Consider the following 26998-nt stretch of genomic DNA (forward strand, 5'->3'; position numbering starts at 1 on the left):
GAAGGAATGTCGCGGGGGCATCCTCGTCCTACTATGGGGTACCCATGGCCCGAAGCACGTTGAAGCTCCCGCTCTCCCTCGCCGCGCTTGCCGGCGGCGCCTTCCTGCTGATCGCCGCGGCCGGCGGGCTGCGCATCGAGAAGGTGACCGCCGTCGCGGTGCCGCCGCCTGCGCTTGACGTTGCAAAGGCGAAGAAGCCGCAGACGGCCGTGTTCGCCGGCGGTTGCTTCTGGGGCATGGAGGCGGTGTTCCAGTCGGTGAAGGGCGTACAGTCGGTCACCAACGGCTATGCCGGCGGTGCGGCGGGCACCGCCACCTACGATCAGGTCAAGAGCGAGAAGACTGGCCACGCCGAAGCGGTGAAAGTCGTCTATGATCCCACCCGGGTGAGCTACGGCACCTTGCTCCGCGTCTTCTTCTCGGTCGCGCACGACCCCACTCAGAAGGGCGGCCAGGGCCCCGATCGCGGCCCGAGCTATCGCAGCGCGATCTTCCCGCAGAATGCCGAGCAGCGCCGCGTCGCCGAGGCCTATATCGCCCAGCTGACCCACGCCAAGGCGTTCGCCAAGCCGATCACCACCAGGCTGGAGGCCGGCGGCTTCTACCCGGCCGAAGAGTATCACCAGGACTTTTTCTGGCGGCACCCGACGCACCCGTACATCATGCGCTGGGATCAGCCCAAGGTCGCCGCCTTCCGCTCGACCTACCCGCAGCTGGCGCACTGAGGCGTTTTTCTCCCCTCCCGCTTTCGGGAAGGGAACAGGCCCTCAAAAATCGATCGCGATGCCCTTCAGCTCCCAGTCGCCATAGCGGACCGGGTCCTTCTCCAGCGGATCCTGCTCGGGCCGCTGCATCGGTTCGGGCTTCGGCACCGGCGGGCTCTTCGAGAGATATGCCGGCGGCTTCACATGCTCGGGTCGCTTGCCCATCGGGATTGCCTTCCTTGGTTGCCCGGCCCATGTCGGCGGCCAAAGGAGCATGGTCAAGTGAACGGTTGGGTAGCGCACGAACGAGCAGAACTTTCAATGGGAGCGCGCTGAGCATGGCCCGTCCGACCACCCGCCGCCCTGCCGAGCGCGAACCCGATGCCCCGGGCGTCCCCGCCCGCCGCGCCGCGCTCAAGCTGCTCGACGCCGTGCTCCGCCGTGGACTCGCGCTCGAGCAGGCACTCGACTCCGCCGCGCAAGGCCTGGCGCCCAACGACCGCGGCCTTGCCCATGCCATCGCCGCCGAGGCGCTGCGCCGGCTGCCCGATCTCGACGCGCTGATCGATTCCGCCACGCGTCAGCGCCTGCCGGACGACGCGAAGGCCCGCTTCGCGCTGCGCATCGCGCTGGTCCAGGCGATTGCGCTCGGCACCCCTGGCCATGCTGCGATCTCGACCGTGCTGCCGCTGGTCGATGGCGGCCCGCGCAAGCTCGTCCACGGCGTGTTCGGCACGCTGATGCGCGGCAACGCCACCCTGCCCGACGTGCCGATGCTCCCCGATCCGGTGGCGCTGCGCTGGCAGGCGCTGTGGGGTGACGCGGTGGTCCAGGCCGCCTGCGAAGCGATCGCGACGCCGCCCCCGCTCGACCTCAGCCTGAAGACGACCGACGTGACCGTGCCCGGCGCGACCAGCCTCGCCCCCCGCCATGCCCGGCTCGAACCCGGCACCAGCGTGCCCGATCTGCCCGGCTTCACCGAGGGCGACTGGTGGGTGCAGGATCTCGCCGCCTCGATCCCCGCCCGGCTGATCGGTGCGGGTAGCGGCACCGTGCTCGACCTCTGCGCCGCGCCCGGCGGCAAGACGCTCCAGCTCGCCGCCGCCGGCTGGCAGGTTACCGCGGTCGACGTGGCCGAGAACCGCCTTGCCCGCCTCGGCGAAAATCTGGAACGCACCGGCCTCTCGGCGCAGATCGTCACCGCCGACCTGCTGACGTGGAGCCCCGCCGCCCCCGCCGACGCCGTGCTGCTCGACGCGCCGTGCAGCGCCACCGGCATCTTCCGCCGTCATCCGGACGTGCTCCACCGCGTCCGCCCCTCGCTGGTCACCGAGATGGCAGAGCTCCAAGCCAAGCTGCTGGACCGCGCCGCCGCCTGGGTGAAGCCGGGCGGGACGCTGGTCTTCGCCACCTGCTCGCTGGAGCCCAAGGAAGGCGAGGCGCACCTAGCCCCCTTCCTCGCGGCGCATCCCGAGTTCGAACTGGAGCCCGCAACCGCCGGTGAACTTCCCGCCGGCATCGCGCCGCGCGAAGACGGTTCGGTGCGCGTCCTGCCTCGTATGCTGGCCGATCAAGGCGGGCTCGACGGCTTCTTCATCGCCCGCTTTCGCCGCCGCTGATCGCGCGCCCGGGGCCCTTCGTCCCGGCTGTGCAGCAAGCTGTGGATAAGTCTGTGGAGAAGCGGTGTGCAACCGGTGGGCACCCGCCCCCTCCGGTTGCGCCCGACTCGCCCCTTCCCTAGGAGACGACCATGTCCGTCCGCATCGCCCCTTCGATCCTCTCGGCCGATTTCGCGCGGCTCGGCGAGGAAGTCCGCGCCATCGACGCCGCCGGCGCCGACTGGATCCATGTCGACGTGATGGACGGGCATTTCGTGCCCAACATCACCATCGGCCCTGCCGTGGTGAAGGCGCTGCGCCCGCACTCGGCCAAGAATTTCGACGTGCATCTGATGATCACCCCGGTCGATCCGATGCTCGCTGCGTTTGCCGAGGCCGGCGCGGACACGATCTCGGTCCATCCCGAGGCCGGCCCGCACCTCCACCGCACGCTCCAGACGATCAAGGCGCTGGGCAAGCGCGCCGGGGTGGTGCTTAACCCATCAACGCCGGTCGACGCGGTCGACTATGTGATGGATTTGGTCGACCTGATCCTGGTGATGAGCGTGAACCCGGGTTTCGGCGGGCAGAAGTTCATCGAGAGCCAGTTGCCCAAGATCACCGAGCTGCGCCGCCGGATCGAAGCGAGCGGCCGCGCGATCGACCTTGAGGTCGATGGCGGCATCGACCGCGAGACCGCGCCAAAGGCGATCGCCGCCGGTGCCAACGCGCTGGTTGCCGGCACCGCCACCTTCACCGGCGGCCCCAGCCAGTACGCCGCCAATATCGCGGCACTGCGCGGGGCTTGACCGATTCCGTGCCGGACTCCGCCGCCGACGGAGTCGAGGAAGGCAAGCGGCTGATCCGGGTGGGCGGCGACCGCGGCCTGTCGCTGGCCGACCGGATCACCGATCGTTTCCAGCGCCTCGCCTGGCGCTCGCCCTTCTATGCGATGCGGCTGAAGGGCCGGCACCCGCTCAAGCTGCTCACCGCCGCCGACGATCCCTTCTTCGGCGATCCGCAGCGGGGCAATGCCCTGCTCGACGGTGAACTGCGCCTGTGCGGCGAGGTCCGCGCGATCGAGAGCCTCGATTTCGCCAAGCCGGACTGGTCGCCCGCCTTCACCCAGCATCTCCAGGGTTTCGGCTGGCTGCGCGACCTTTCCAGCGTCGCCACCCGCCAGCAGGGTGCGCCGATCGCCGAGAACGTCATGCGCCGCTGGCTGGCGGTGCATGGCGAGCAGGTGGCGGACCCCGCCTGGCGTCCGGATCTGGTCGGCCGGCGAATCCTGGCCTGGGTGGCGCACGCGCCGCTGATCCTGTCTTCGACGGATCAGGTCTATCGCTCGGGCGTGATGCACGCACTCGCCCGCGGCGCCCGCCATCTCGACCGCAGCGCCGACAAGGTGCCGGTCGGCGTGCCGCGCCTTGCCGCTTGGGCGGGTCTCACGGTGGCCGGGCTGGTGCTGCCCGGCGGCGATCCGCGCCGCGCGTTTGCCGTGGCTGGACTCAACCGCGCGATCACCGCCTCGGTCTATGAGGATGGCGGCACCGTCGGCCGCTCGCCCGACGGCCAGCTCGATGCGATCCAGCTGATCACCCTGCTCTGCGAAACCTATGCTGCCCGCCGCATTGAGCCGCCCGCCTTCGTGCTCGGCGCGCTCAACCGGATGGTCGCGGCGTTGCTCGGCGTGTGCCACGGCGACGGTGGGCTCTCCAGCTGGCAGGGCTGCGCCCCCGTGAACGGCGACGTGATCGAACAGGCGATCGAAGCGACCGGCGTCCGCACCCGCCCGCTCAAACAGGCGCGGGAGTGGGGCTATCAGCGGCTCGCCTGCGCTGGCACTGTGCTGGTCCTCGACGCTGCGCCGCCGCCCGACGCGCGCGTAGCGCAGACCGGCTGCGCCTCCACCCTCGCCTTCGAGCTGTCGGACGGCCCGGATCGGATCGTTATCAACTGCGGCGGCAGCCGCGCGGCCGATGCGCGCCTGCCTGCCGAGCTGGTCCAGGGCCTGCGCACCACCGCCGCGCATTCGACGCTGGTACTGGGCGACAGCAACTCCACCGCGATCCATGCCGATGGCACGCTCGGCCGGGGGGTGAGCGAGGTCGAGCTGGTGCGGCACGAGACCGAGAATGCCAGCCGAATCGAGGCCGCGCATGACGGCTATGTCCGCCGCTTCGGCCTGCTCCACCGCCGCGAACTCACCCTTTCGCACGACGGGCGCGACCTGCGCGGCGAGGATCTGCTGCTGCCTTCGGGCAAGCGGCGCATTGAGTCGAAGTCCTTCGCCGTGCGCTTCCACCTCGCACCGCATGTGGAGGTGTCCCCGACAGCGGACGGCCACGGCGCGATCCTTCGCGCGCCCTCGGGCATGCTCTGGCAGTTTCGCGCCAAGGGCGGCACATTGGCGATCGAGGAGAGCCTGTGGATGGACGCGCGCGGCCGGCCGCACGCCACCCAGCAGCTGGTGATCCACGGCGAGACGCCGGCGGGCGGCGCCAGCGTGAACTGGGTGTTTCACCGGTCCAAATAGGGCTTGCCCCGGCGGCCCCGATTGAGGAGAGGGGCGGGCCATGGACATCAAGATCACCCGCGCGCTCCTCTCGGTCTCCGACAAGACCGGGATCGTCGAACTCGGCCAGGCTCTGGCCGCCCAGGGCGTCGAGCTCGTCTCGACCGGCGGCACCGCCACGGCACTCCGCAACGCGGGCCTGGCGGTCCGCGACATCTCCGACCTCACCGGCTTCCCGGAGATGATGGACGGCCGGGTGAAGACGCTGCACCCCAAGGTGCATGGCGGCCTGCTTTCGGTGCGCAACAATCCCGAGCATCAGGCCTCGATGGCCGAGCACGCGATCGCGCCGATCGACCTGGTGGTGGTGAACCTCTATCCCTTCGCTCAGACCGTCGCCAAGGGCGCGGATCGCGACGAGATCATCGAGAATATCGACATCGGCGGCCCTTCGATGGTGCGCTCGGCCGCGAAGAACCATGAATCGGTGGCGATCGTCACCGATCCGGCCGACTATGCGCTGGTGATGGGCGGCACCACGACACTGGAACAGCGCCGCAAGTTCGCCGCCAAGGCCTATGCCGCCACCGCCGCCTATGACGCGATGATCTCCAGCTGGTTCGCCTTTGCCGATCAGGACGAGGCCTTCCCGGAGACGCTCAATGTTTCGCTGAAGCGCAGCCAGGCGCTGCGCTATGGCGAGAACCCACACCAGCAGGCAGCCTTCTATGCCGCCACCGGCCCGGCCGAGCGCGGCATCGGCCAGGCCCGCCAGCTGCAGGGCAAGGAGCTGAGCTACAACAATTATAACGACGCCGATGCGGCGCTCGAGCTGGTCAGCGAATTCCGCGACGGCCCGCCGACCGCGGTGATCGTCAAGCACGCCAACCCCTGCGGCGTGGCGAGCGGCGCGACCCTCGCCGAGGCCTATGCGGCGGCATTCGCCTGCGACACCGTCTCGGCCTTCGGCGGCATCATCGCGGTCAACCGCCCGCTCGACCGCGCGACCGCCGAGCAGATCACCGGCATCTTTACCGAAGTGGTGGTGGCACCGGACGCGGATGAAGAGGCGCTGGCGCTGTTCGCGGCGAAGAAGAATCTCCGCCTGCTGCTGACCGGCGAACTGCCCGATCCGGCGCGTGCGGGCCTGTTCGCCAAGTCGATCGCCGGCGGCTGGCTGGTCCAGGGCCGCGACAGCGGCATCGTCACCCGCGACCAGCTCAAGGTCGTCACCAAGCGGCAGCCGACCGAGCAGGAACTGGCCGACTGCCTGTTCGCCTGGACGGTGGCCAAGCACGTCAAGTCGAACGCGATCGTCTATGCCAAGGACGGCAGCACGGCGGGCGTCGGCGCCGGCCAGATGAACCGGCTGGAAAGCGCCCGCATCGCCGCCTGGAAGGCCAAGGACGCGGCCGACAAGGCCGGCTGGGCAACCCCGCGCACGATCGGCTCGGCGGTGGCGTCGGACGCCTTCTTCCCCTTCGCCGACGGCCTGCTGGCGGCGGTGGAAGCGGGTGCGACCGCAGTGATCCAGCCGGGCGGCTCGATCCGCGACGACGAAGTCATCGCGGCGGCCGACGAGGCGGGCCTTGCGATGGTGTTCACCGGCATGCGCCACTTCCGGCATTGAGACATGGGCGCCGCGCTTCCGGTGGGGGCGCGGCGTTGCGACACGCTACCCGTTACCCCCGCGAAGGCGGGGGTCCATTGGCGCTGGAGCTGCGGTTCTTTCCCCGAACGTTTAGGCGAATGGATTCCCGCTTTCGCGGGAATGACGGTAGAGGGCACCCCCTCCACCACCGCGATTGGCGGCGGTCCCCCTCCCACGGCTTTGCCGAGGGAAGGAACCCTCAGGCGGCCTCGCCCGCCATACCCTCCGCCCGAGGCACCTTGCGGAACAGGGCGCGGTCCTCGGGGCCGAAGCCGAAGCGGATGATCACGAAGAGGAAGGTGGTCAGGATCGCCGGCATGCCCAGGCTCATCTCGGCCCATTCGAAGCGGTGCGGCAGCGAGGTGAAGGCGGCGCCGACCAGCCCCGCGATCGCCATCGCCGCGAAGAAGCTGGGGCGGATGCTGACCACCGGCGCACCGAGCTTGGCCTGGAGCAGCAACCCCTTTGCAACCGATCCGATCGTTAGCGAGAGTGCCAGCGCCACTGCAGGTGCCGCAGACTGGACCGGCACCGGCCAGCCCTGCCCCCGCGCGACGAAGATCAATGCGAAGCTCAACCCAATCTGCAGCATCAGCACGCAGATCGAGATCGCCAGATTGGTGTGCCGCGCAATGTAGACCAGCGCCGTCTCGCAGACCGCACCGGGCGAGGCGAGCACCTCCGAAAACAGCAGGATGCAGAGCACCGCCGAGCCGATCACGAACTCGCGGCCGAGCAGGCCCATCACCCCCTCGGCGGGGATCGAGAACATTACCGCCAGGCCGGCCTGCGCGCAGAGGATCCAGAAGCCCACCTGCCGCACCTGTCGCGCCACGGCCGGGCGGTCGCCGGCCGCAAGGCTCTGGGTAATCACCGGCCCCAGGATCGGATCAAAGCTCGATTTCAGCCGCTGCGGCACCGAGGCGACCTGCTGCGCCATGTAATAGATGCCGACCACCGACGGGGCGAACAACAGGCCGAGGATGAAGCGATCGACGTTGCGGGTCGCCCACTCGATTGCGTCGGCGCCCGCCAAGGGCGCGTTGAGGCGCGCGAGCCCCCAGATCTCCGCCAGCTGCGGCCGCCAGCCGACCGGCAGGCCATATTCGCGCACGAACGGCACGATCGAGGCGACCAGCGCCGCGCTCATCGACAGGACATAAGCCATCAGCAGTCCGTCGCGTGTCGAGACGAAGGAGAAGACATAAGCGGCGATGCTGATCGTCCAGGGCTCGATGATCGCCCGCGCCGTCACGGACGCGCCGATATTATGGCGATAGGCGAGTGCCGAGAGCGACACGTCGGACAGCGCGATCGCGATGACCACGATCGGCAGGAAGCGCTCGAGCCCCATTACCGGACTGTTGGGGAACAGCGCCTGCGGAAACAGCACCATCACCCCGCTCGCAATCGCGCCGGCGACCAGCGCTACCGTCATCGCATCCCACACGACATGGGTGTGCGGCCGCTCGGTGCGCGACAATGCCTGGGCCAGCCCGCGCTTGAGGCCCAGCGTCGCTATCAGCGCGACGAACTCGATGACCAGCACCGCGATGGCGTACCGCCCGACGATCTCCGGGCCATAGGCGCGGCCGGCGATGAACAGGAACGGCAGCCGGGCGACCAGCCGGATGATGAAGCCCAGCATGTTGGTGCGCCCGCCCTTGGCGAGCGCGTTGATGTCCTTGGACGCTTCCGCCTGGCTCAATGCGCGGCGCCCCAGCTGGGGCCGACGCCGATCTCCACGCCCAGCGGCACGGTGAGCTTGATCGCGGGTTCGGCGGCGGTGGCCATCACCCGTTCGATGATCGGGCGCGCAGCCTCGACATCGCCCTCGGGCAGTTCGAACACCAGTTCGTCGTGCACCTGGAGGAGCATGCGGACCTTATGCAGCCCCGCCTCGCGCAGCGCCGGGACCATGCGGGCCATGGCGCGCTTGATGATGTCGGCGCTGGTGCCCTGGATCGGCGCGTTGATCGCGGCGCGCTCGCTGCCCGCCCGCTCATTGGGGTTGGAGGCCTTGAGCCGGGGGAAATGCGTCTTCCGGCCGAACAGCGTCGTGGTGTAGCCGCGCTCTTTCGCCTCGCGCAGCGTATCGGCGATGTAGCGGTTGATGCCGGGGAAGCGCTCGAAATAGCGGCTGATCATCGCCTGTGCCTCGTCCGGCGTCACGTCAAGCCGGCCGGCAAGGCCCCAGCGTGAGATGCCGTAGAGGATCGCGAAGTTGATCGTCTTGGCGCGACCGCGGGTATCGCGGTTCACTTCGCCGAACAGCTCCATCGCGGTCATGCTGTGGATGTCATCGCCATTCTCGAACGCGGTGCGCAGCGCGGGCACGTCGGCGATATGCGCGGCCAGCCGCAGCTCGATCTGCGAATAGTCGGCCGAGAGGATGACGTTGCCGGGCTCCGCCACGAACGCATCGCGGATCTGGCGACCGGTCTCGGTGCGGATGGGGATGTTCTGCAGGTTCGGATCGGTCGAGGAGAGCCGCCCGGTCTGCGCGCCGGTGAGGCTGTAGCTGGTGTGGACCCGGCCCGTCTGCGGGTTGATCTGTGCCTGCAGCGCATCGGTATAGGTGGACTTCAGCTTGGAGAGCTGGCGCCAGTCGAGCACCTTCAGCACCATCTCGCGGCCGGGCGAATCCTTGTCCGCGGCGATGCGCTCCAGTTCGTTGACGTCGGTGGAATAGACGCCGGACTTGCCCTTGCGGCCGCCCTTGATCCCCATCTTGTCGAACAGCACGTCGCCCAGCTGCTTGGGGCTCCCGATGGTGAACTTGAAGCCGGCGATGGCGTGGATCTCTTCCTCCAGCGTCGCGATCTGCTGCGCGAAGTCGGAGGAGAGCTTCGAGAGCACGCCGGCATCTACCTTGATGCCGGTGCTCTCCATCTCCGCCAGCACCGCGACGAGGGGGCGATCCACGCTCTCATAAACGCGGGTCACGCTTTCATAGGCGAGCCGCGGCTTGAGGCGGCGCCACAGCCGCAGCGTGACGTCGGCATCCTCGGCGGCGTAGCGGGTCGCGGCCTTGAGATCGACCTGGCCGAAATTGAGCTGGCTCTTCCCGGTGCCGACCACGTCCTTGTAGGCGATGCAGCTGTGCGCGAGGTGCGTGGCGGCCAGTTCGTCCATGCCGTGGCCATGCAGGCCGGCGTCGAGATCGAAGCTCATCACGATCGTGTCGTCATACGGCGCCACGCGCATGCCGGCGCGGCCCAGCACGATCATGTCGTACTTAAGATTGTGGCCGATCTTGAGGACGGCGGGGTCCTCCAGCAGCGGCTTTAGCCGGGCGAGCGCCTCGGCGCGGTCGAGCTGCACCGGCTTCTCGGCGAACATGTCCGTCCCGCCATGGCCGAGCGGGATGTAGCAGGCGAGGTTGGGCGCCAGCGCCAAGCTGACCCCGACCAGATCGGCCTGGGTCGCGTCGAGCCCCGTCGTCTCGGTATCGATCGCCACCCAGCCCTGGTGCCGCGAGACCGTGATCCAGCGATCGAGTGCATCCACGTCCGTGACGGTCTCGTAGCCGTCATGGTTGCAGGGCGGGTCTTCCTCGACGCCGGGCGCCTCGTGTACCTCGACCGGCGCATCGGCCACCGAGGACAGGCGCGAGAGCAGCGTCTTGAAGCCGTGATGCTCGAGGAACGCGCGGAGCGGCGCGTCGGGGATGCCCTGCAGCTCCAGCGCGTCGAGCGGCTCGGGCAGCGGCACGTCGCAGGCGAGCGTGACGAGCTTGTGGCTCAGCCGGGCGAGTTCGGCATGCTCGATCAGATTGTCGCGCAGCTTGCCCTTCTTCATGCTCGGCGCAGCGGCGAGCACCGATTCGAGATCGCCATGCTCCAGGATCAGCTTGGCGGCGGTCTTGGGGCCGACGCCCGGCACGCCGGGGACATTGTCGACGCTGTCGCCCATCAGCGCCAGCACTTCGCCGAGCTTCCCCGGGCCGACGCCGAACTTCTCGCGGGTGTCGTCCGGCCCCATCCGCCGATTGTTCATCGTGTCGAGCATGTCGACCGACGGATCGGTCATCAGCTGCATCAGATCCTTGTCGGAGCTGACGATCGTCACCGCCCAGCCCTGCGCCAGCGCCGCCTTGGTGTAGCTCGCGATCAGGTCGTCGGCCTCCCAGCCGAGCTCCTCGATGCAGGGCAGGCTGAACGCGCGGGTGGCGTCGCGGATCATCGGGAACTGGGGGACCAGATCCTCCGGCGCCGGCGGGCGGTGCGCCTTGTACTGGTCGTAGAGCTCGTTGCGGAAGGTATGCTCGGACTTGTCGAGAATCACCGCCATGTGGGTGGGGCCATCGGCCTTGTGGAGCTCGTCGGCCAGCTTCCACAGCATGCTTGTGTAGCCATAGACCGCCCCCACCGGCTCGCCATGCTTGTTGGTCAGCGGCGGCAGCCGGTGATAGGCGCGGAAGATGTAGCTGGAGCCGTCGACGAGATAGAGATGGGGCATGGGGCGGGAGATAGCAGCGCGGTGCGCCGCCGTCATCCCGCCGATACCCTTGTTTTCAGGCGCCCAGCTGATGCTCCGCGACGATCGCGCGGACCACGCCCTGCATCAGCAGCTGGCGCTCGTTGATCGGCCGCGGCGTGTCGCCGATCATCACCGCCAGCGCGTAAGCGCGGCCGTCCGGCGCGGTGAGCAGCGCCACGTCGTTATAGCCCGCGGTGCGGCCGAACAGATCCTGGCCCGTGCCGGTCTTGTGGGCGAGCTGCCAGCCCGGCGGCAGCGCGCCGCGCAGGCGGTACTTGCCGGTGTGCGAGGCCTGCATCGTCGCGATCAGCCACTGCGTGGAAACCGGCGAGAGCAGCTCGCCGCGCTTCAACCGGGCGAGCGCGCCGGCAATGGCGAGCGGCGCCGCGCCGTCGGGCGGATCGGCGACGTAGCGCTGATAGGCGGCAACGCGCGTCTCGCGGGGCAGCTGGGCGCGGGCGACGGCGAACGTGTTGCCCATCGAATATTCGGGCTTCCACGCGGGCAGCCCCGAGGTGCCGAGCTGCAGCAATTTCTCGCCTGGACCGAAGCGGATCGAGCCCAGCGCGTTGCGGGCGATGAACGAGCGCACCGCCGGCGGCCCGCCGACGAGGCGCAGCAGCTTGTCGTTGCAGGTATTGTCGCTCATCGTCAGCGCCCGGCGCAGGATCTCGCCGACCGTGCTCTGATAGCCCTGGTCGCCCTTGACCAGCGAGGCGACCGGCTGGTGGAACAGGGTGAAGTCGGCGCGGGTGATGACGAGCGGGTCGTTGAGGCGGATTCGGCCCTGGTCGACCTGGTCGAGCACGGTCATCGCCACCCACAGCTTGGAGACGCTCTGCTGCGGCAGCTTGCGCGCGCCGCCCTGCGAGGCGGTCCAGTTGCGGTCGACGCTGGTCACCGCGATGCCGACCACGCCGTCGAAGCTGCGAGCGATGTCCGACAGGCGATTCACCAGGCCGGCGGGCGGCGGCACTTCGGCACGGGGCGCTGCCTGAGCGCGCGGAATCGGCATCAGCACGCCATAGTTCGGCGCGGGCAGATACGCGGCGAGTTCGGGATGTTCGTGGACGGCGCAGCCGAGCAACACCGCGGGCCCAAGCCCCGCGACGGTCAGCGCACGCTCGACCTTGGAAAACCGGATTTTACGCACCGCAACCAACCTCTTGCCCACTTCCATCATGCGTCTGCCCCTAGAGAGGGCAAAGCAAGGGATTCCCGCAATGCGACGAAGCGAGTCGTTGGAGCGACGAGGCGTGAAGTCGCCGCGGCACCCACCCCAAAGCCTTCGTCATTCCCGCGCAGGCGGGAATCCATTGGCCGTGCCGCTGCGGCTCCTGCCTCGACCGCACAGGCGAATGGATCCCCGCCTCCGCGGGGATGACGGGTGGATTGGAGGATGCGACGGGGCAGAAAACCTTCTCGATTCAAGGCACCAGCACCGTGTCTACCGCCTCGGCCGCGGTCTCCGGATAGTCGAGCGTATAGTGCAGGCCCCGGCTCTCCTTGCGGTGGAGCGCCGAGCGGACGATCAGATCGGCGCTCTCCAGCAGGTTGCGCAGCTCGATCAGGTCTGGCGTCACGCGGAAATGGCCGTAATAGTCAGCGACTTCCTCGCGCAGCAGCTTGATCCGGTGCGCGGCGCGCTCCAGCCGCTTGGTGGTGCGGACGATGCCGACATAGTTCCACATGAAGCGGCGGATTTCGGTCCAGTTCTGCTTGATGACGACTTCCTCGTCGGAATCGGCCACCCGGCTCTCGTCCCAGGGCCGGATCGCCGGCGGCGGGGGAAGATCGCCCCAATGGCCCATGATGTGATTCGCCGCCGCCTCGCCGAACACGAAGCATTCGAGCAGCGAATTGGACGCCAGGCGATTGGCGCCGTGCAGCCCCGACTGGCTGACCTCGCCCGCCGCATAGAGCCCCGGCAGGTCGGTGCGCCCGTCCCGATCGATCATCACGCCGCCGCAGGTGTAATGCTGCGCCGGCACCACCGGGATCGGCGCCTTGGTCATGTCGATGTCGAGGTCGAGCAGCCGGTGGTAGATGGTCGGGAAATGATGCTGGACGAACTCTGGCCCCATATGGCTGATGTCGAGATGGACATAGTCGAGGCCGAGCCGCTTGATCTCATGGTCGATCGCGCGCGCCACGATGTCGCGCGGGGCCAGCTCCAGCCGGGGATCGAAATCGGGCATGAAGCGGTGGCCCGCCTCGTCGCCGGCCTCGGGCGGCAGCAGCAGATGCCCGCCCTCGCCGCGCACCGCCTCGGTGATCAGGAAGTTCTTTACGTCGAGATTGTAGAGGCAGGTCGGGTGGAACTGCATCATCTCCATGTTCGAGATGCGGCAGCCCGCGCGCCACGCCATCGCGATGCCGTCCCCGGTCGCGCCGCGCGGGGCGGTGGAGAAGAGATAGGTGCGCCCCGCCCCGCCGGTCGCCAGCACCGTCGCGCGGGCGGTGAACAGCTCGACGCGGTTGGTCCGGCGGTTGAAGGCATAGACGCCCCAGACATTGCCCGCGCCCGAATAGCGGAGTTCATGCCGGCTGGTGGCGAGGTCGATCACCACCATGTCGGGCACCAGCGTGATGTTCGGATGCGCCTGCGCCGCGCGGAGCAGGGCGGTCTGTACCGCCAGCCCGGTCGCATCGTCGACATGGGCGATCCGGCGATGGCTGTGGCCGCCCTCACGGGTGAGGTGGAGGGCATTGCCCTCGGTGTTGAACGGCACGCCGAGCTGGACCAGCCGCTCGATCGCCGCGGGCGCGTTCTCGACCACCATCTCGACCGTCGCGCGGTCGTTGAGGCCGGCGCCGGCGACCATCGTGTCCTCGATATGGCTCTCGAACGTGTCGCCGTCTTCCAGCACCGCGGCGATGCCGCCCTGCGCCCAGGCGGTCGAGCCCTCGGCAAAGCCGCCCTTGGCCAGCACCGTCACCTTGAACCGGTCCGCCAGATGGAGCGCGGTGGTGAGCCCCGCCGCGCCGGAACCGAGGACCAGGACATCGCTTTGGTGGGTAGTGTCGGACAAAGAGGCACTCCTTTGCGGCGCTTAAAGCGCGCAAGCGGCGGGTTCCGCAATCCCTACCCTTGGGCATAAGAGGTTAGCGAAGGAGAAGCAGATGCGGCTGGGCTGGTGGATCGGAGTGGCGGCGCTGTTCGGCAGCGGCTCGGCGCAGGCTGCGGCGTGCCGGCTTGGCGCTGCCGGGATGACGGTATCTGTGGCGATCGACGGCACCGGACGCTCGATGCTGGTGCATGTGCCCGCCGGTCGCAGCGCCGCGCGGTTGCCTTTGGTGTTCGTGTTCCACGGCAGCACCGGCAAGGGCCGCGACATCCTCGCCCAGTCCAAGCTGGAGGCGACCGCGGACCGCCATGGCTTCCTCCTCGCCGCGCCCGATGGCGGTATGCCGGCGGAAGGCGGCTTCGTGTGGAACATCCCCGGCGTGCCGACAGTGACCGGCAAGATCCCCGGCCCGGACGACGCCGATGACGTCGCCTTCGTGCAGACCGCGATCGACCAGCTGGCGGCCAAGGGCTGCGTGGATCGTTCGCGCGTCTACGCCACCGGCTATTCGGGCGGCGGCCGGATGACCTCCTGGCTCGGCTGCGTCGCGGCGGATCGCTTCGCCGCGATCGCCCCGGTGGCGGGCCTGCGCGCGGGCAATCCGTTGAAGGAAACGCCGCGCGTCCCCGATCCGGCGACCTGCACGCCGTCGCGTCCGATGCCGGTACTGGCGTTCGCGGGCGATGCCGACACCACCAACCCGATCCAGGGCGGCGGCGCAGGCTATTGGCAGTACCCGATGCACACCGCGCTGGTGCGCTGGGCAGACCTGAACGGGTGCCGGGTTGGGCCGGTGGAGCGCGAGGTGTCGGCGGATGTGAAGGAGGAACGCTTCAGCCGCTGCTCGGGCGGCGCGGAGGTGGCTGGCCGCGTGAAGCACGGTGCGGGCCACGTCTGGGTGGCGGACAACGAAGCGATGTGGAGATTCTTCGCGAAGCACCGGCGGTGAGCAGGCCTGACGTTAAGCGGGACACCGAGCGCCACATCGTCGTGGGCGGATGGCTCCAAGCAACCGCCGATGTCCGGGAACCGGGCATTGCCCTCCTAATATCGGCTGCATTGTGCGCATTCGGACCAAATGCCAAGATGGCTTCGTGACCACTCCATCTGACCGCGCGCGCTTCGACCGCCTCTTCGAAAAAGCCCTAAGAATCCGTCATGAACGGAAGATCGGGGTGTGGCGGCCCATCGTTTGGCATCTTGCCTTGCGTCATTATCCAGATGCCATGATAGAAATGGCTGACTGGCTTTCCGAAGGCGACGACCTGGGCGCATTCGGCAGGGCCGCAGACCCGTTCAGCCCTGCCGGCCTGTATCGGCGGGCCTGGGCGAGCGGGAACGCCAGAGCTGCGGCGAACGCCGCCGTGAGCAGCTTCAATCGCAACGACTTGTTGAACTATCGCAGCTGGCTGCGCCATGCGGCCAACGCTGGCGGGACAGAGGCGATGGCGGAGTTGCGCAGCTTCGAAACGCGCCTGTGGCACGGAGCGGCTCGAAAAATCAGGCGTCTGCGCCCGTATCAGAAGCGGGACCGGTCGAGGTAACGCGGCAATTCGTTCCCCCTACGCCGCCCGCGTCAAATTCAGGAACACATCCTCCAAATCCGCCTCGCGGGTCGACACGTCGACGATCCCCAGCCCCGCCGCCTGCACCGCGCCGAGCACCTCGCCGGCATTGGCCTGGTCCTTGCGATAGGTGATCACCAGCACCCGCTCGCCCTTCAGCTCCACCTTCTGGAAGCAGGCATTGTCCGGCGCGCTCCCTATGTCGCGGTCCACCGTCACCTCGACCACCTTTTCCTGCGCCATGCCGACCAGCTCGCGCGTCGGCTTGTTGGCGATCAGCTGGCCGTGGTTGATGATGGCGATGCGGTCGCACAGCTCCTCGGCCTCCTCGAGATAGTGGGTCGTCAGCACCACCGTCACGCCGCGCTGGTTGAGCTGCTTCACATAGGCCCAGAGCTGCTGGCGCAGTTCCACGTCGACGCCCGCGGTCGGCTCGTCGAGCACGATGATCGGCGGGGAATGGACCATCGCCTTGGCGACCATCAGCCGCCGCTTCATGCCCCCCGACAGCGTGCGTGAATAGGCGTTGGCCTTGTCTTCCAGATGCACCGCGCGAAGCAGCGCCATCGCGTCGAACTTGTCCTTGGCCACGCCGTACAGGCCCGCCTGGATCTCCAGCGTCTCCTTGGGCGTGAAGAAGGGATCGAACAGGATCTCCTGGTTGACGATGCCGATGCTCGCCTTGGCGTTGCGCGGGTGCGCATCGATGTCGAAGCCCCAGATCGAAACCTTGCCGTCGCTCTTGTTGACCAGCCCCGCCAGGATGTTGATCAGCGTCGACTTGCCGGCGCCGTTCGGCCCGAGCAGACCGAAGATCTGCCCGCGCGGCACCTCGAAGCTCACCCCGTCCAGCGCGCGCTTGCCGCCGGAATAGGTCTTGCAGAGAGTGTCGATCGCGATCGCAGCCTGGGTCATGGGGCGCAGCTTTAAGACCCTGCGCATCCGATTGCGAGCCCCCGCGCGCTTTGCTAAGGCGCGGAACATGATCGCCCCGCCCGAAGTCATCCGCACCGCCCATGCCCGCGTCGCCTGTGACGGCACCGGCCCCGGCCTGCCCGCCGCGCTCGGCCACCCGCGCGTCTATCTGCAGATCGACGAGAGCGGCTATGTCGATTGCGGCTATTGCGACCGCCGCTTCGTGCTGATCGGCGGCCCGGTCGACGGTGCCGACCAGAGCCAGCTGCCCGACCATCCGGCAGGCGCCAGCATCTGATCGTCGCGGACGCGCGTGACTCTGCGCACGCGCATCCTATATCGTTGGAATGAGCATTCCCACCGATCCCCGCGCCTTCCTCTATCGCGACGGGCTCGATCCCGACGCTGCCGTTCGCCTGACCGCCGATGCGCTGGGCCAGGCTGAGGATGGCGAGCTCTATCTGCAATATCGCAAGTCCGAGGCGTTCGGCTTTGACGACGGCCGGCTGAAGACCGCCGCCTATGACACGCAGTCGGGCTTCGGCCTGCGCGCGGTCTCGGGCGAGACGACGGCCTTTGCGCATGCCAACGAGATCAGCGCCCCCGCGATCCGCCGTGCGGCCGAGACGATGGCGCTGATCGACCCCGCCAAGCAGGGCAAGGCAGCCCCGCCGCAGGGCAACAACCGCCACCTCTATACCGATGCCGATCCGCTCGACCTGGTGCCGTTCGCCGACAAGGTGAACCTCTGCCAGACGATCGACGCCGCCGCCCGCGCGCGTGATCCCCGCGTGAAGCAGGTTTCGGTGAGCCTCACCGGCCAGTGGAGCGTGGTCGAGGTGGTGCGCGCTGACGGCTTCGTTGCCACCGATGTGCGGCCGCTGGTGCGGCTCAACGTCTCGGTGGTGGTCGAGCAGAACGGGCGGCGCGAGACCGGCAGCTTCGGCACCGGCGGGCGCGTGGTCTATGACCGGCTCTTCCAGCCCGAGACCTGGAACCGCGCGATCGACGAGGCGCTGGCGCAGGCGCTGGTCAATCTCGATGCGGTGGCCGCGCCCGCCGGCGACATGACCGTGCTGTGCGGCCCCGGCTGGCCGGGCGTGCTGCTCCACGAGGCGGTGGGCCATGGCCTGGAAGGCGATTTCAACCGCAAGGGTACCAGCGCTTTCTCGGGCCGGATCGGCGAACGCGTTGCGGCGCCCGGCGTAACCGTGGTGGACGATGGCTCGATCCACGATCGCCGCGGCTCGCTGTCGATCGACGACGAGGGCACGCCGACGCGCGAGACGGTGCTGATCGAGGATGGCATCCTCAAGGGCTATATGCAGGATCGCCTCAACGCCCGGCTGATGGGCGTCGAGCCGACCGGCAACGGCCGCCGCGAATCGTTCCAGCACGCGCCGATGCCGCGGATGACCAACACCTTCATGAAGGGCGGCAAGGACGATCCCGCCGAGCTGCTCTCGCGCGTCAAGAAGGGCATTTACGCGAAGAGCTTTGGCGGCGGGCAGGTCGACATCGTCTCGGGCAAGTTCGTCTTCTCGTGCACCGAGGCCTATCTGATCGAGAACGGCAAGCTGGGCGCGCCGATCAAGGGCGCAACGCTGATCGGCGACGGCCCGACCGTGCTCCACCGCGTGACCGGCATCGGCAACGATTTCGCGCTCGATGAAGGCATCGGCATGTGCGGCAAGGGGGGCCAGTCGGTCCCCGCCGGCGTCGGCCAGCCGACGCTGCTGGTGGAAGGACTGACGGTGGGCGGAACGGCGGCGTAAGCCGTCAGTTGCCGGTCAACAGCATGTCGAACGCAGCGATGATGTCGAGGCGATAGGCCTCCAGCGATGCGACCGCCGGGCCAAGATCCTTCGCCCGGACGGTTGCGGCGTACTGCGTCACCATCGCATAGCGCTCCCCGGCGATCTCGAACACCGGGTTCAGCCGCGACCTAAGTGCTGGTGCCCGGTCGAGCAGTACCAGCGGTGCTACCATACGCGTAGAGAGATGCCCCAGCACCTCGGCCTGGCAGTTGAGCAGCAACGCACCGTCTGCGGTACGATGCACGTCATACTGCGCCATCAGAACATGCGGTAGCGTTCGAGCGGAAGGCCGTTCTCTTCCACCCATTTGTTGCAGGCTTCGGCCCAGGCGCGATTCTCTTCCTGCCAGCGCCGATCCTGCTCGGCCTTGGTCGCCTGCCGAATAGCGGCCTCACAAACTTGGGACAGGTTGAGACCCACCTCGCGCGCGGCCGCGACGACACCCGTGTCGATCGAGAGGTTGACAGCCTTGCGCTTGCCGGACGCGATCGGATCGTGCTTCATGCGTACAAATTATGCGCATGCCCCATGCGCGTCAATGTGGAGGCCAGTATGGCCCTTGTCGAACTCGGCCGGTTCAACCGGCAGGAAGCCTTCATCGTCCAGGGTCGGCTGGAGGATGAGGACATCCCCAGCTTCGTGTTCGACGCGGGCGCCAGCATCGCCGACGGCAGCTATCTGCTGATCCCCGTGCGCGTGATGGTGGACGACGACGACCTCGCCGCCGCCCGCGCCATCGTAGACGCGGCAGGCGGTCCTACGCCGTAAAGCCCTGTAGCAGCTTGGGCACATCGCCGCTTTCGCCGCGCGCCTCGCCCATGAACCAGGACTTGAGCGGCGGAATCTTGTCGACCGCCGACAGGCCGAAGCGCCGCACCGCGTTGGGCAGCGCGCCAGGAATACCGAAGAGGCGGGTGAGTCCGTCGGTTGCCAGCGCCACCATGAAGGTGTCGAGCCCACGCCAGCGCTGATAGCGGGCGAGCAGCTCTGGATCGCCCATGTCGAGCCCCAGCCGCTTGCCGTCGACCAGCACCTCGACCAGCGTCGCCACGTCGCGAAAGCCGACATTCACCCCCTGCCCCGCGATCGGATGGATGCCGTGCGCCGCATCCCCGACCAGCGCGAGGCGCTCGGCGGTGATCCAGGCGGCGTGGTGGAAGCCGAGCGGATAGGAAGAGCGCGACGACAGCGGTCCCAGCTTCCCCAGGAACCCGCCCATCTTCTTCTCGGCCTCGGCCAGATAGGCGCGGTCGGAAATCTTGTGCATCGCCGCCGCGTCGCGCGCGTGCACCGTCCACACCACCGCTGAGCGATGGCCGCGCTCGTCGTCGAGCAGCGGCAGGATCGCGAACGGGCCCTGTGGGTAGAAGATCTCGTAGGCGATGTTCTCGTGGCTGCGCTCATGGTTGAGCGTCGCGATCATCGCGGCATGGTCATAGGTCCAGCGCGCGACCTTGAAGCCGGCCGAATCGCGGGTGGGCGAGTTGCGCCCCTCCGCCGCGATCAGCAGTTGCGCGCGCACCGTTGCACCCGAATCAAGGGTCGCCACCACGCCGTGGGGCCCGCGCTCCACCGACACGGCACGCGTCTGCATCCGCACGTCGGCGAGCGGTGCCGCCTGCGCTGCTTCGAACAGTGCAGTGCGCAACACGCGGTTTTCGAACATATGACCGAGCGCGCCGTCATCGGCATCGGGGGCAAAGTCGAGCTTGCCGGGTTCCAGTCCGTCAGAGACACGGATGCCCTGGATCGGGCACCCCTTCCCCGCCAGCCGCCCGGCGACGCCGATCGCCTCGAACATCCGCATCGGCGCGCTCGCGATCGCCGAGGCGCGGCCGTCAAAGGTCGCGGCAAGGATGGTTTCGGGGTCCGCCGGATCGATCACGATCGAGCTGATGCCATGCGCGTCGAGCGCAGTCGCCAGCGCGCTGCCGACCAGCCCGCCGCCAAGGATGAGAATGTCCGCCTGGTCCATGCACCCGCCCTAGCAGGTTAGAACGCGCCTGCCAGCCGTCAACAGGTGCAGGGCGGCGAAGCGCGTCCCTGCCTTGACGCCGGACTCCGCAGGCGCGATGATTCCGCCACGTTTTTCCATACAGATCCGGAGGCTGGGCGATGGCGTCCCGCGCAGAGGCGCCGCATTGGCGCGACACGATGAAGGCGGGCGTTCGCCGCGGCGGGTTCGTCCTGGCGGGCACGGCGCTGTTCGTGGTCACCGTCGCGATTGTGCTCGCGCTGGTCAGCTATCACGCGTCCGATCCGGCGCTGAACACCGCATCCGCCGGCCCCGCGAGAAACTGGCTGGGCGGCGTCGGCGCGTGGGTGGCCGACATCCTCTTTACCCTGGTCGGCCTGCCGGTGCTGCTGCTCGCCCCCGTGGGGCTGCTGGCCGCGCACCGGATGATGATCGATCGGCCCATCGAGCGCCCGCGCCGGATGATCGGCAGCGCGGCTGTAGCCGCCGCGCTCGCGGCGATCGGCCTCGGGCTGCTCCATTTCGACTGGTCGCTGCCGCTCGACTGGCGGCTGCCCGCCGGCATGGGCGGGCTGATCGGCCTGTCGATCGCTGGCGGCATCGACTGGCTGATCGGGCTCGCCGGGGATCCGGCCGTGTCGTTCTGGGTCGGCCGTGGCATCGGCCTGTTGCTGCTGCTCGGCGGACTTTGGCTGTGGTGGATGCGGCTGGAGTTCACCGCACCGACGCGCTTGTTTCGCATGCCCCGCTTCACCCGCTCGACCGGCGAGGAACGAATCGTCGCTGCCGCCGAGGGCACAGGGTTCCGCGCCAAGCCGCAAGCGGTCGCCGTGTTCGAGGAAGATCCGGACGAGGACGACGACCTCCCCTTCGACCGGGATCCGCCGCGCGCCGCCGAGCCGCGCCGCGTGGTGGTGCCGGACAACCGCCCCGGCCCGGTGATCGCGGACCGCACCGTTTCGACCGCCCCCGCCCGCACCAAGCCGCCGGTGCAGGCCGCGCTCGACTTCAAGGACAGTTACCAGCTGCCCCCGCTCGACCTGCTGACGCCGCCGCCGGCGAATCGCACCGCCACGGTCGACAAGGCCGCGCTGGAGCGCAATGCCCGGCTGCTCGAAAGCGTGCTCGAGGACTTCCACGTGAAGGGCGAGATCGTCGAGGTCCGCCCCGGCCCGGTCGTCACCATGTACGAGCTGGAGCCGGCGAGCGGCATCAAGGCCAGCCGCGTGATCCAGCTGGCCGACGACATCGCCCGCAACATGAGCGCGATCTCCGCGCGCGTCGCCACCATCCCCGGCCGCACCGTGATGGGCATCGAGCTGCCGAACACCACCCGCGAAGGCGTGAGCCTGCACGAGCTGATCGGCAGCCAGCAGTTCGAGGAACAGGGCGCCACCCTGCCGGTGGTGCTCGGCAAGAACATCGCCGGCGAGCCGGTGATCGCCGATCTGGCGCCCATGCCGCATCTGCTCGTCGCGGGTACCACCGGCTCGGGCAAGTCGGTGGGCCTCAACTGCATGATCCTGTCGCTGCTCTACCGGCTCACGCCCGAGCAGTGCCGGCTGATCATGATCGATCCGAAGATGCTGGAACTCAGCATGTACAAGGACATCCCTCACCTCCTCGCCGATGTGGTGACCGATCCGCCCAAGGCGGTGCGCGCGCTCAAATGGGCGGTGGAGCAGATGGAGGATCGCTACCGGATGATGGCCTCGGTCAACGTCCGCAGCCTCGCGAGCTACAACGACAAGGTCCGCACCGCCAAGGCCAAGGGCCAGACGCTCGGCCGCAAGGTGCAGGTCGGCTATGATTCGGATACCGGCAAGCCGATCTACGAGGAAGAGACGCTCGACTTGCAGGTGCTGCCGCTGATCGTCGTCATCGTCGACGAGCTGGCCGACCTGATGATGACCGCGGGCAAGGAAGTCGAATTCCTGATCCAGCGGCTCGCCCAGAAGGCGCGCGCGGCGGGCATCCACCTGATCATGGCGACGCAGCGTCCCTCGGTCGACGTCATCACCGGCGTGATCAAGGCCAATTTGCCGACCCGCATCAGCTTCCACGTCACCTCGAAGATCGATTCGCGCACCATCCTCGGCGAACAGGGCGCCGAGCAGCTGCTGGGCAAGGGTGACATGCTCTACATGTCCGGCGGCAAGGGCATCACGCGCGTCCACGGGCCGTTCGTGAGCGACGAGGAGGTCCAGGCCGTCACCGATTTCTGGCGCGCGCAGGGCGCACCGGATTACATTTCGGCGGTCACCGAGGAGCCGGAGGACGGCGGCTTCACGCTGGAAGGCGCGCCGGACGGCGAGGACAGCCCCGAGGAGCAGACCTATCGCCGCGCGGTCCAGCTGGTGGCCGAGAGCCAGAAGGCGTCGACTTCGTGGCTGCAGCGCCAGCTGCGCGTCGGCTACAACTCGGCCGCCCGCCTGATCGAACGAATGGAGCGCGAGAATCTCGTCTCCAAACCGGACCATGTCGGCCGCCGCGAGGTGCTGATGGATACCGACGGGCGGCCGCTCTAAGGGGATCCGTAACGGGATCGAATCGGGTGGGGTGCGGGTTCACAGCCCGTTCAAGCCCCGCCCGCTACCCGGGCGACCAGCAATTCGGAGACAACCCCCGTGTTTTCACGTCCCTTGGCCCTGTCCCTCCTCGCGGCCCCGCTGCTCGTGGCGGCCGCGCCGGCGCCGGAGCTCGACCAGGTGCAGCAGCATCTGAAGGCGGTTGCCAGCATGACCGCCGCATTCAGCCAGGAGGACCGCAACGGCCGCGTCCTGACCGGCACGATGACGCTGAAGCGCCCCGGCAAGATCCGATTTCAGTATGAGAAGGGCGTGCCGCAGCTGATCGTCGCCGATGGCAGCAGCCTCTATTTCATCGATTATCAGGTGCGCCAGGTGCAGCGCTGGCCGATCGGCAACTCGCCGCTGCGCGTGCTGCTCGATCCGAACCGCGACATGAGCGGCTATGCGACGGTGAAACCCACCGCGGATTCGCGCATCGTCTCGGTGGAAGTGCACGACAACAAGCATCCCGAATATGGCCGGATTACCCTGGTCTTCCAGAAGGACGCCGCCGCTCCCGCAGGGCTCAAGCTGCAGGGCTGGGTCGCGCTGGACGCGCAGAACAACCGCACGACGATTCGGCTGAGCAACCAGCGCTTCAACGCGCCGGTCGCCGATTCGAGCTTCCGCTGGACCGACCCTCGCCCGCAGGGACGCACGCACTAATTTCGCTTTCTGTGCAATCGTTCATCCAAGCGACAGGTTCGCTGCTTTAATAGGAAATGGCGGATGGGGTTTTTGCCCGGGATTTTTCCCCCTGTTGCCCGGGCCTGGTACCCCTTCCCGCCTGCGTGACGAACGCTAGGTCGGCCCTCGCTCCATTGCCCCCGGAGCGGGGGCCTTTCCTTTTTGGGGCAGGCCTGGTCTGGCGCTGGCCGCAGGAATCGCTACATCGGCGACCGTGAAGATCGCCTCCTGGAACATCAACTCCGTCCGCTTCCGCATCGCCATCGTCGAGCAGTTTCTGCGCGAGGAAGCCCCCGACATCCTGTGTCTCCAGGAGACGAAGGTGATCGACGGCGATTTCCCCGAAGCGCCGTTCCACGAGCTCGGCTACACCCATGTCATCAAGCACGGCCAGCGCATGCACCACGGCGTTGCGATCGTCTCACGCGTGCCGTTGGTCGAGGACGACCGGCTCGACTGGCAGGCCAACCAGGAAGCCCGGCATGTCGGCGTGCGGCTGCCGAACGGCGTTCGGCTCGAGAATGTCTATGTCCCCGCCGGCGGCGACGTGCCCGATCGGGAGGTGAACCCGAAGTTCGGCCAGAAGCTCGACTTCGTTCAGCGCATGACCGAATGGTCCGAATCGCTGGACGTGCCGACCATCCTGACCGGCGATTTCAACATCGCCCCGCTCGAGTCGGATGTGTGGAGCCACAAGCAGCTGCTCGACGTCGTCAGCCACACGCCGATCGAAGTGGAGGCGCTGGGGCGGCTGCAGGCCGCGCATGGCTGGGTCGATCTCGGCCGCAAGTTCATCCCGGCGCCGGCACGCTGCTTCACCTGGTGGAGCTACCGCGCGAAGGACTGGGCCGCCTCCGACCGCGGGCGGCGGCTCGACCATATGTGGGCGAGCCCGGAGGTCGCGGACAAGGCAACCGCGCACAAGGTGTGCGAGCCGTGCCGCTCCTGGCTCAAGCCCTCGGACCATGTGCCGATCGTGACGGAGTTCGATTTTTGAGCAACGCGCGCGCCGCCGCCGAAGCCGTCGACGCCCTCCGCCGGGGCTGGCCGATCGCCATCCGAGGGGCAGAAGGCACGTTGCGGCTGCTCGCGATCGAGACGGGCGACGGCGAACGGCTGGCGGCATTCGATTCCGGTGGGGTCGCCCCGGTGCTGCTGTCGGCCGGCCGCGCGGCGACGCTCAAGCTTGCGAACCAGCGCGACGCGGCCACGCCGGATGCGCCGGTGCTGGTGGAGCGGGTGAATTGGCTCGACTTCGATGCCGCGACGGCGCTGGCCGACCCGCAGTTCGACCTCGCCACGCCGCTCAAGGGCCCGTTCCGCGCCACCCCCGTGATGCACGCGGATGCCGCTGCGGCGGCGCTGCGCCTTGCGCGAATTGCCGGGCTTCTGCCTGCCTTCTTCGTGCTCGAAGGCAACGCAGACGATGCGATCACCCTCGCCGACATCGACGCGCATGAGGATGCCGATCGCCTGCGGATCGTCGGTCGCGCGCGGCTGCCGGTGGAGGCGGCCGAGGATGCCGAGATCGTCGCCTTCCGCACCGACGAGATGCCGGGCGAGCATATCGCGCTGCTGATCGGCCAGCCGAACGGCGAGGCCCCGCTGGTGCGGCTCCACAGCGAATGCCTGACCGGCGACATGCTGGGCAGCCTGAAATGCGACTGCGGACCGCAGCTGAAGGCGGCGATCGCGGAGATCTCGAAGAGCGGCTGGGGCATCCTGCTCTATCTGCGCCAGGAAGGCCGCGGCATCGGACTGATCAACAAGCTGCGCGCCTATGCGCTGCAGGACCAGGGCTTCGACACGGTCGATGCGAACACCCGGCTCGGCTTCGCGATCGATGCGCGCAATTTCCGCGTGGCGGCACGGATGCTGAGCCTTCTCGGCCAATCGCGCATCCGGCTGCTCACCAACAATCCGCAAAAGGTGGAGACGCTGCGCGCCGCGGGCGTCGACGTGCTGGAGCGCGTGCCCCACGTGCTGCCGGCGAATCCGCACAATGCGCGGTACTTGGCCACCAAGCGCGACCGGACTGGTCACGAATTTTGAACCTTCCGTGCTCCTGCGAAAGCAGGAGCACGATTACGCAATCAGCCGGGCAACCTCGTCGAAATCATGGGCGATGTGCTGCACGCCCAGCGCGCGCAGCCGCTCGCCATGATCGGCCGCGCAGTGCGTGCCCGCGCACAGCCCGATCACCGTCGCGCCGGAGGCTACCGCGCCCTTCACGCCCACCGGCGAATCTTCCAAGATCACGCAAGCCTCGATCGGCACGCCCAGCGCGGCGGCGGCGTGCAGGTAAAGGTCCGGCGCCGGCTTCCCGTTCGCTACATGCTCGCGGCCGCTGAACAGCTTGTCGCCGAACAGGTCGCGCACGCCGAGATGGCGGAGATGCGTATCGAGCCAGTGGGTCGGGCTCGACGAGGCTATTGCCTTGGGCAGATCCGCGGGCAGGCTCTCGAGGAAGCGCAGCGCCCCCGCCACCGCGGGCAGCCCCTCTGCCAGTGCGCGCGCATCTTCCTCGGCGCGAGCTTCGTGAAAGCCGTCGGGTACCGGGCGGCCGATCCAGCGCTCGATCGCGGCGAGGAAATCCGCGCCGGCCAGTCCCATGAAGTTCGCCATCGAATGCGCGGGCGTGGTCGGGTGGCCGATGCTCGTCAGGTAATCGGCGATCTGCTTGTTGCCGGCATATTCGCTCTCCAGCAGCACGCCGTCAAAATCGAACAGGATCGCATCGAATCGCACCGACAGCGTCTTGGGCGCGGCAGAAAGATCGTTCATCCGCGTTCTCCGAACAGCGCCGTGCCGACGCGAACATGGGTGGCGCCCAGCGTCACCGCAGTCTCGAAGTCGCTCGACATGCCCATGCTGAGCCCGCCCAGCCCATGGTCGCGCGCCAGCTTGGCGAGCAGCGCGAAATAGGGTGCAGCCTCCAGCCCGGCGGGGGGAACGCACATCAGGCCAGCGACCGGCAGGTCCACCGCACGCGCCTCGGCGAGCAGCGCCGGCAGCTCGGCCACCGGGCAGCCGCCCTTTTGCGGCTCGTCCCCGATATTCACCTGGAGGAAGCAGGCCGGACGGCGATCCGCCTTGTCCATCGCCTTGGCCAGCGCGGTCACCAGCGAAGGCCGGTCGACGGCGTGGATCGCATCGAACAGCACGACGGCTTCGTCCGCCTTGTTCGACTGGAGCTGGCCGACGAGATGCAACTCGATCCCGGAAGTTGTCTCGCGCAACTGCGGCCATTTGCCCTGCGCTTCCTGCACGCGGTTTTCGCCGAACACGCGCTGGCCGGCATCGATCAGCGGCTGGATCGTCGCGGCATCGTGCGTCTTGGAAACCGCGATCAGCGTGATGTCGGCGGGCTTGCGGCCGGCAATCTTGGCGGCGCGGGCAATCGCGGTCTGCACCGCGGCGAGCCGCTGGCTGGCATCGTCTTGAAGCATGC

General features: G+C 68.2%; 25 protein-coding genes. 14 read left to right on the plus strand and 11 right to left on the minus strand.

Annotated features, from left to right (window positions below):
- Nucleotides 1–44: 44 nt before the first annotated feature.
- Complete coding sequence (gene msrA, locus V7E00_RS15505) at nt 45–725, plus strand: peptide-methionine (S)-S-oxide reductase MsrA (RefSeq protein WP_333573512.1); 681 nt, start codon at nt 45–47, stop codon at nt 723–725.
- 42 nt (nt 726–767) lie between these two features.
- On the opposite strand, the gene V7E00_RS15510 is transcribed toward msrA, so the two are convergent.
- A complete protein-coding gene (locus tag V7E00_RS15510; RefSeq protein WP_333573513.1) occupies nt 768–929 on the minus strand; it encodes a DUF1674 domain-containing protein in 162 nt (53 codons plus the stop codon).
- A 113-nt stretch (nt 930–1042) separates the two neighbouring features.
- Between V7E00_RS15510 and V7E00_RS15515 the strand changes: the two genes are divergently transcribed.
- The 4 genes from V7E00_RS15515 to purH all read left to right on the plus strand — a co-directional run bounded on the left by V7E00_RS15515 (nt 1043) and on the right by purH (nt 6447).
- On the plus strand, nt 1043–2323 hold the full coding sequence (locus V7E00_RS15515) for an RsmB/NOP family class I SAM-dependent RNA methyltransferase (RefSeq protein WP_333573514.1): 1281 nt from the start codon (nt 1043–1045) through the stop codon (nt 2321–2323).
- Between the two features lie 131 nt (nt 2324–2454).
- On the plus strand, nt 2455–3111 hold the full coding sequence (gene rpe / locus V7E00_RS15520; RefSeq protein WP_333573515.1) for a ribulose-phosphate 3-epimerase: 657 nt from the start codon (nt 2455–2457) through the stop codon (nt 3109–3111).
- The gene (locus V7E00_RS15525; protein ID WP_333573516.1) at nt 3108–4838 is read left to right on the plus strand and encodes a heparinase II/III family protein; all 1731 of its coding nucleotides are present in this window, start codon (nt 3108–3110) and stop codon (nt 4836–4838) included. Before rpe ends, V7E00_RS15525 begins: the two co-directional genes overlap by 4 nt.
- A gap of 40 nt (nt 4839–4878) precedes the next feature.
- Nucleotides 4879–6447 (plus strand): bifunctional phosphoribosylaminoimidazolecarboxamide formyltransferase/IMP cyclohydrolase, encoded by a 1569-nt coding sequence (purH, locus tag V7E00_RS15530; RefSeq protein ID WP_333573517.1) that lies wholly within the window; start codon nt 4879–4881, stop codon nt 6445–6447.
- Between the two features lie 220 nt (nt 6448–6667).
- On the opposite strand, the gene V7E00_RS15535 is transcribed toward purH, so the two are convergent.
- The 4 genes from V7E00_RS15535 to nadB form a co-directional block, all read right to left on the minus strand.
- The gene (locus V7E00_RS15535) at nt 6668–8176 is read right to left on the minus strand and encodes a lipopolysaccharide biosynthesis protein (RefSeq protein ID WP_333573518.1); all 1509 of its coding nucleotides are present in this window, start codon (nt 8174–8176) and stop codon (nt 6668–6670) included.
- Nucleotides 8173–10929: a DNA polymerase I gene (gene polA / locus V7E00_RS15540; RefSeq protein WP_333573519.1), complete on the minus strand. Its 2757-nt coding sequence runs from the start codon at nt 10927–10929 to the stop codon at nt 8173–8175. Before polA ends, V7E00_RS15535 begins: the two co-directional genes overlap by 4 nt.
- Nucleotides 10930–10984: 55 nt before the next feature.
- Nucleotides 10985–12094 carry a serine hydrolase gene (locus V7E00_RS15545; RefSeq protein WP_333573879.1) on the minus strand — a complete coding sequence of 370 codons (1110 nt, stop codon included), beginning with the start codon at nt 12092–12094 and terminating at the stop codon, nt 10985–10987.
- Between the two features lie 283 nt (nt 12095–12377).
- A complete protein-coding gene (nadB, locus tag V7E00_RS15550; protein WP_333573520.1) occupies nt 12378–13982 on the minus strand; it encodes an L-aspartate oxidase in 1605 nt (534 codons plus the stop codon).
- A gap of 91 nt (nt 13983–14073) precedes the next feature.
- Here nadB and V7E00_RS15555 point away from each other — a divergent pair, with 91 nt between their 5' ends.
- Complete coding sequence (locus tag V7E00_RS15555) at nt 14074–14967, plus strand: alpha/beta hydrolase family esterase (RefSeq protein WP_333573521.1); 894 nt, start codon at nt 14074–14076, stop codon at nt 14965–14967.
- Between the two features lie 145 nt (nt 14968–15112).
- Entirely contained in the window at nt 15113–15562 is a 450-nt protein-coding gene (locus V7E00_RS15560) for a hypothetical protein (protein WP_333573522.1), read from the plus strand.
- Nucleotides 15563–15580: 18 nt separating this feature from the next.
- Here V7E00_RS15560 and V7E00_RS15565 read toward each other — a convergent pair whose 3' ends face one another.
- A complete protein-coding gene (locus V7E00_RS15565) occupies nt 15581–16498 on the minus strand; it encodes an ABC transporter ATP-binding protein (RefSeq protein WP_333573523.1) in 918 nt (305 codons plus the stop codon).
- A gap of 67 nt (nt 16499–16565) precedes the next feature.
- Between V7E00_RS15565 and V7E00_RS15570 the strand changes: the two genes are divergently transcribed.
- Together V7E00_RS15570 and tldD are read left to right on the plus strand one after the other, a co-directional pair.
- Complete coding sequence (locus V7E00_RS15570; RefSeq protein ID WP_333573524.1) at nt 16566–16796, plus strand: zinc-finger domain-containing protein; 231 nt, start codon at nt 16566–16568, stop codon at nt 16794–16796.
- Between the two features lie 49 nt (nt 16797–16845).
- On the plus strand, nt 16846–18273 hold the full coding sequence (gene tldD / locus V7E00_RS15575; RefSeq protein ID WP_333573525.1) for a metalloprotease TldD: 1428 nt from the start codon (nt 16846–16848) through the stop codon (nt 18271–18273).
- Between the two features lie 4 nt (nt 18274–18277).
- Here the strand turns inward: tldD and V7E00_RS15580 are convergent, their stop codons facing one another.
- Both V7E00_RS15580 and V7E00_RS15585 read right to left on the minus strand, forming a co-directional pair.
- Nucleotides 18278–18574: a CcdB family protein gene (locus V7E00_RS15580; protein ID WP_333573526.1), complete on the minus strand. Its 297-nt coding sequence runs from the start codon at nt 18572–18574 to the stop codon at nt 18278–18280.
- The gene (locus tag V7E00_RS15585; protein ID WP_333573527.1) at nt 18574–18819 is read right to left on the minus strand and encodes a type II toxin-antitoxin system CcdA family antitoxin; all 246 of its coding nucleotides are present in this window, start codon (nt 18817–18819) and stop codon (nt 18574–18576) included. Before V7E00_RS15585 ends, V7E00_RS15580 begins: the two co-directional genes overlap by 1 nt.
- A gap of 48 nt (nt 18820–18867) precedes the next feature.
- Here V7E00_RS15585 and V7E00_RS15590 point away from each other — a divergent pair, with 48 nt between their 5' ends.
- On the plus strand, nt 18868–19083 hold the full coding sequence (locus tag V7E00_RS15590; RefSeq protein ID WP_333573528.1) for a putative signal transducing protein: 216 nt from the start codon (nt 18868–18870) through the stop codon (nt 19081–19083).
- Here the strand turns inward: V7E00_RS15590 and V7E00_RS15595 are convergent.
- Nucleotides 19073–20290 (minus strand): UbiH/UbiF/VisC/COQ6 family ubiquinone biosynthesis hydroxylase, encoded by a 1218-nt coding sequence (locus V7E00_RS15595; protein WP_333573529.1) that lies wholly within the window; start codon nt 20288–20290, stop codon nt 19073–19075. The two genes, V7E00_RS15590 and V7E00_RS15595, sit on opposite strands and share 11 nt — an antisense overlap.
- A gap of 140 nt (nt 20291–20430) precedes the next feature.
- Here V7E00_RS15595 and V7E00_RS15600 point away from each other — a divergent pair, with 140 nt between their 5' ends.
- From V7E00_RS15600 to ribA, 4 genes are all read left to right on the plus strand, one after another.
- The gene (locus tag V7E00_RS15600; protein ID WP_333573530.1) at nt 20431–22818 is read left to right on the plus strand and encodes a DNA translocase FtsK; all 2388 of its coding nucleotides are present in this window, start codon (nt 20431–20433) and stop codon (nt 22816–22818) included.
- Between the two features lie 114 nt (nt 22819–22932).
- The gene (locus V7E00_RS15605) at nt 22933–23526 is read left to right on the plus strand and encodes a LolA family protein (protein WP_443019203.1); all 594 of its coding nucleotides are present in this window, start codon (nt 22933–22935) and stop codon (nt 23524–23526) included.
- Nucleotides 23527–23761: 235 nt separating this feature from the next.
- The gene (locus tag V7E00_RS15610; protein ID WP_333573531.1) at nt 23762–24544 is read left to right on the plus strand and encodes an exodeoxyribonuclease III; all 783 of its coding nucleotides are present in this window, start codon (nt 23762–23764) and stop codon (nt 24542–24544) included.
- The gene (ribA, locus tag V7E00_RS15615) at nt 24541–25599 is read left to right on the plus strand and encodes a GTP cyclohydrolase II (protein WP_333573532.1); all 1059 of its coding nucleotides are present in this window, start codon (nt 24541–24543) and stop codon (nt 25597–25599) included. Before V7E00_RS15610 ends, ribA begins: the two co-directional genes overlap by 4 nt.
- Nucleotides 25600–25632: 33 nt before the next feature.
- On the opposite strand, the gene V7E00_RS15620 is transcribed toward ribA, so the two are convergent.
- Nucleotides 25633–26331 (minus strand): HAD family hydrolase, encoded by a 699-nt coding sequence (locus tag V7E00_RS15620; protein ID WP_333573533.1) that lies wholly within the window; start codon nt 26329–26331, stop codon nt 25633–25635.
- The gene (locus V7E00_RS15625; RefSeq protein ID WP_333573534.1) at nt 26328–26996 is read right to left on the minus strand and encodes a YggS family pyridoxal phosphate-dependent enzyme; all 669 of its coding nucleotides are present in this window, start codon (nt 26994–26996) and stop codon (nt 26328–26330) included. The genes V7E00_RS15620 and V7E00_RS15625 overlap by 4 nt, the downstream gene beginning before the upstream one ends.
- Nucleotides 26997–26998: the final 2 nt, after the last annotated feature.

The sequence above is a fragment of the Sphingomonas sp. genome, from assembly GCF_036731925.1.
GTDB lineage: Bacteria > Pseudomonadota > Alphaproteobacteria > Sphingomonadales > Sphingomonadaceae > Sphingomonas.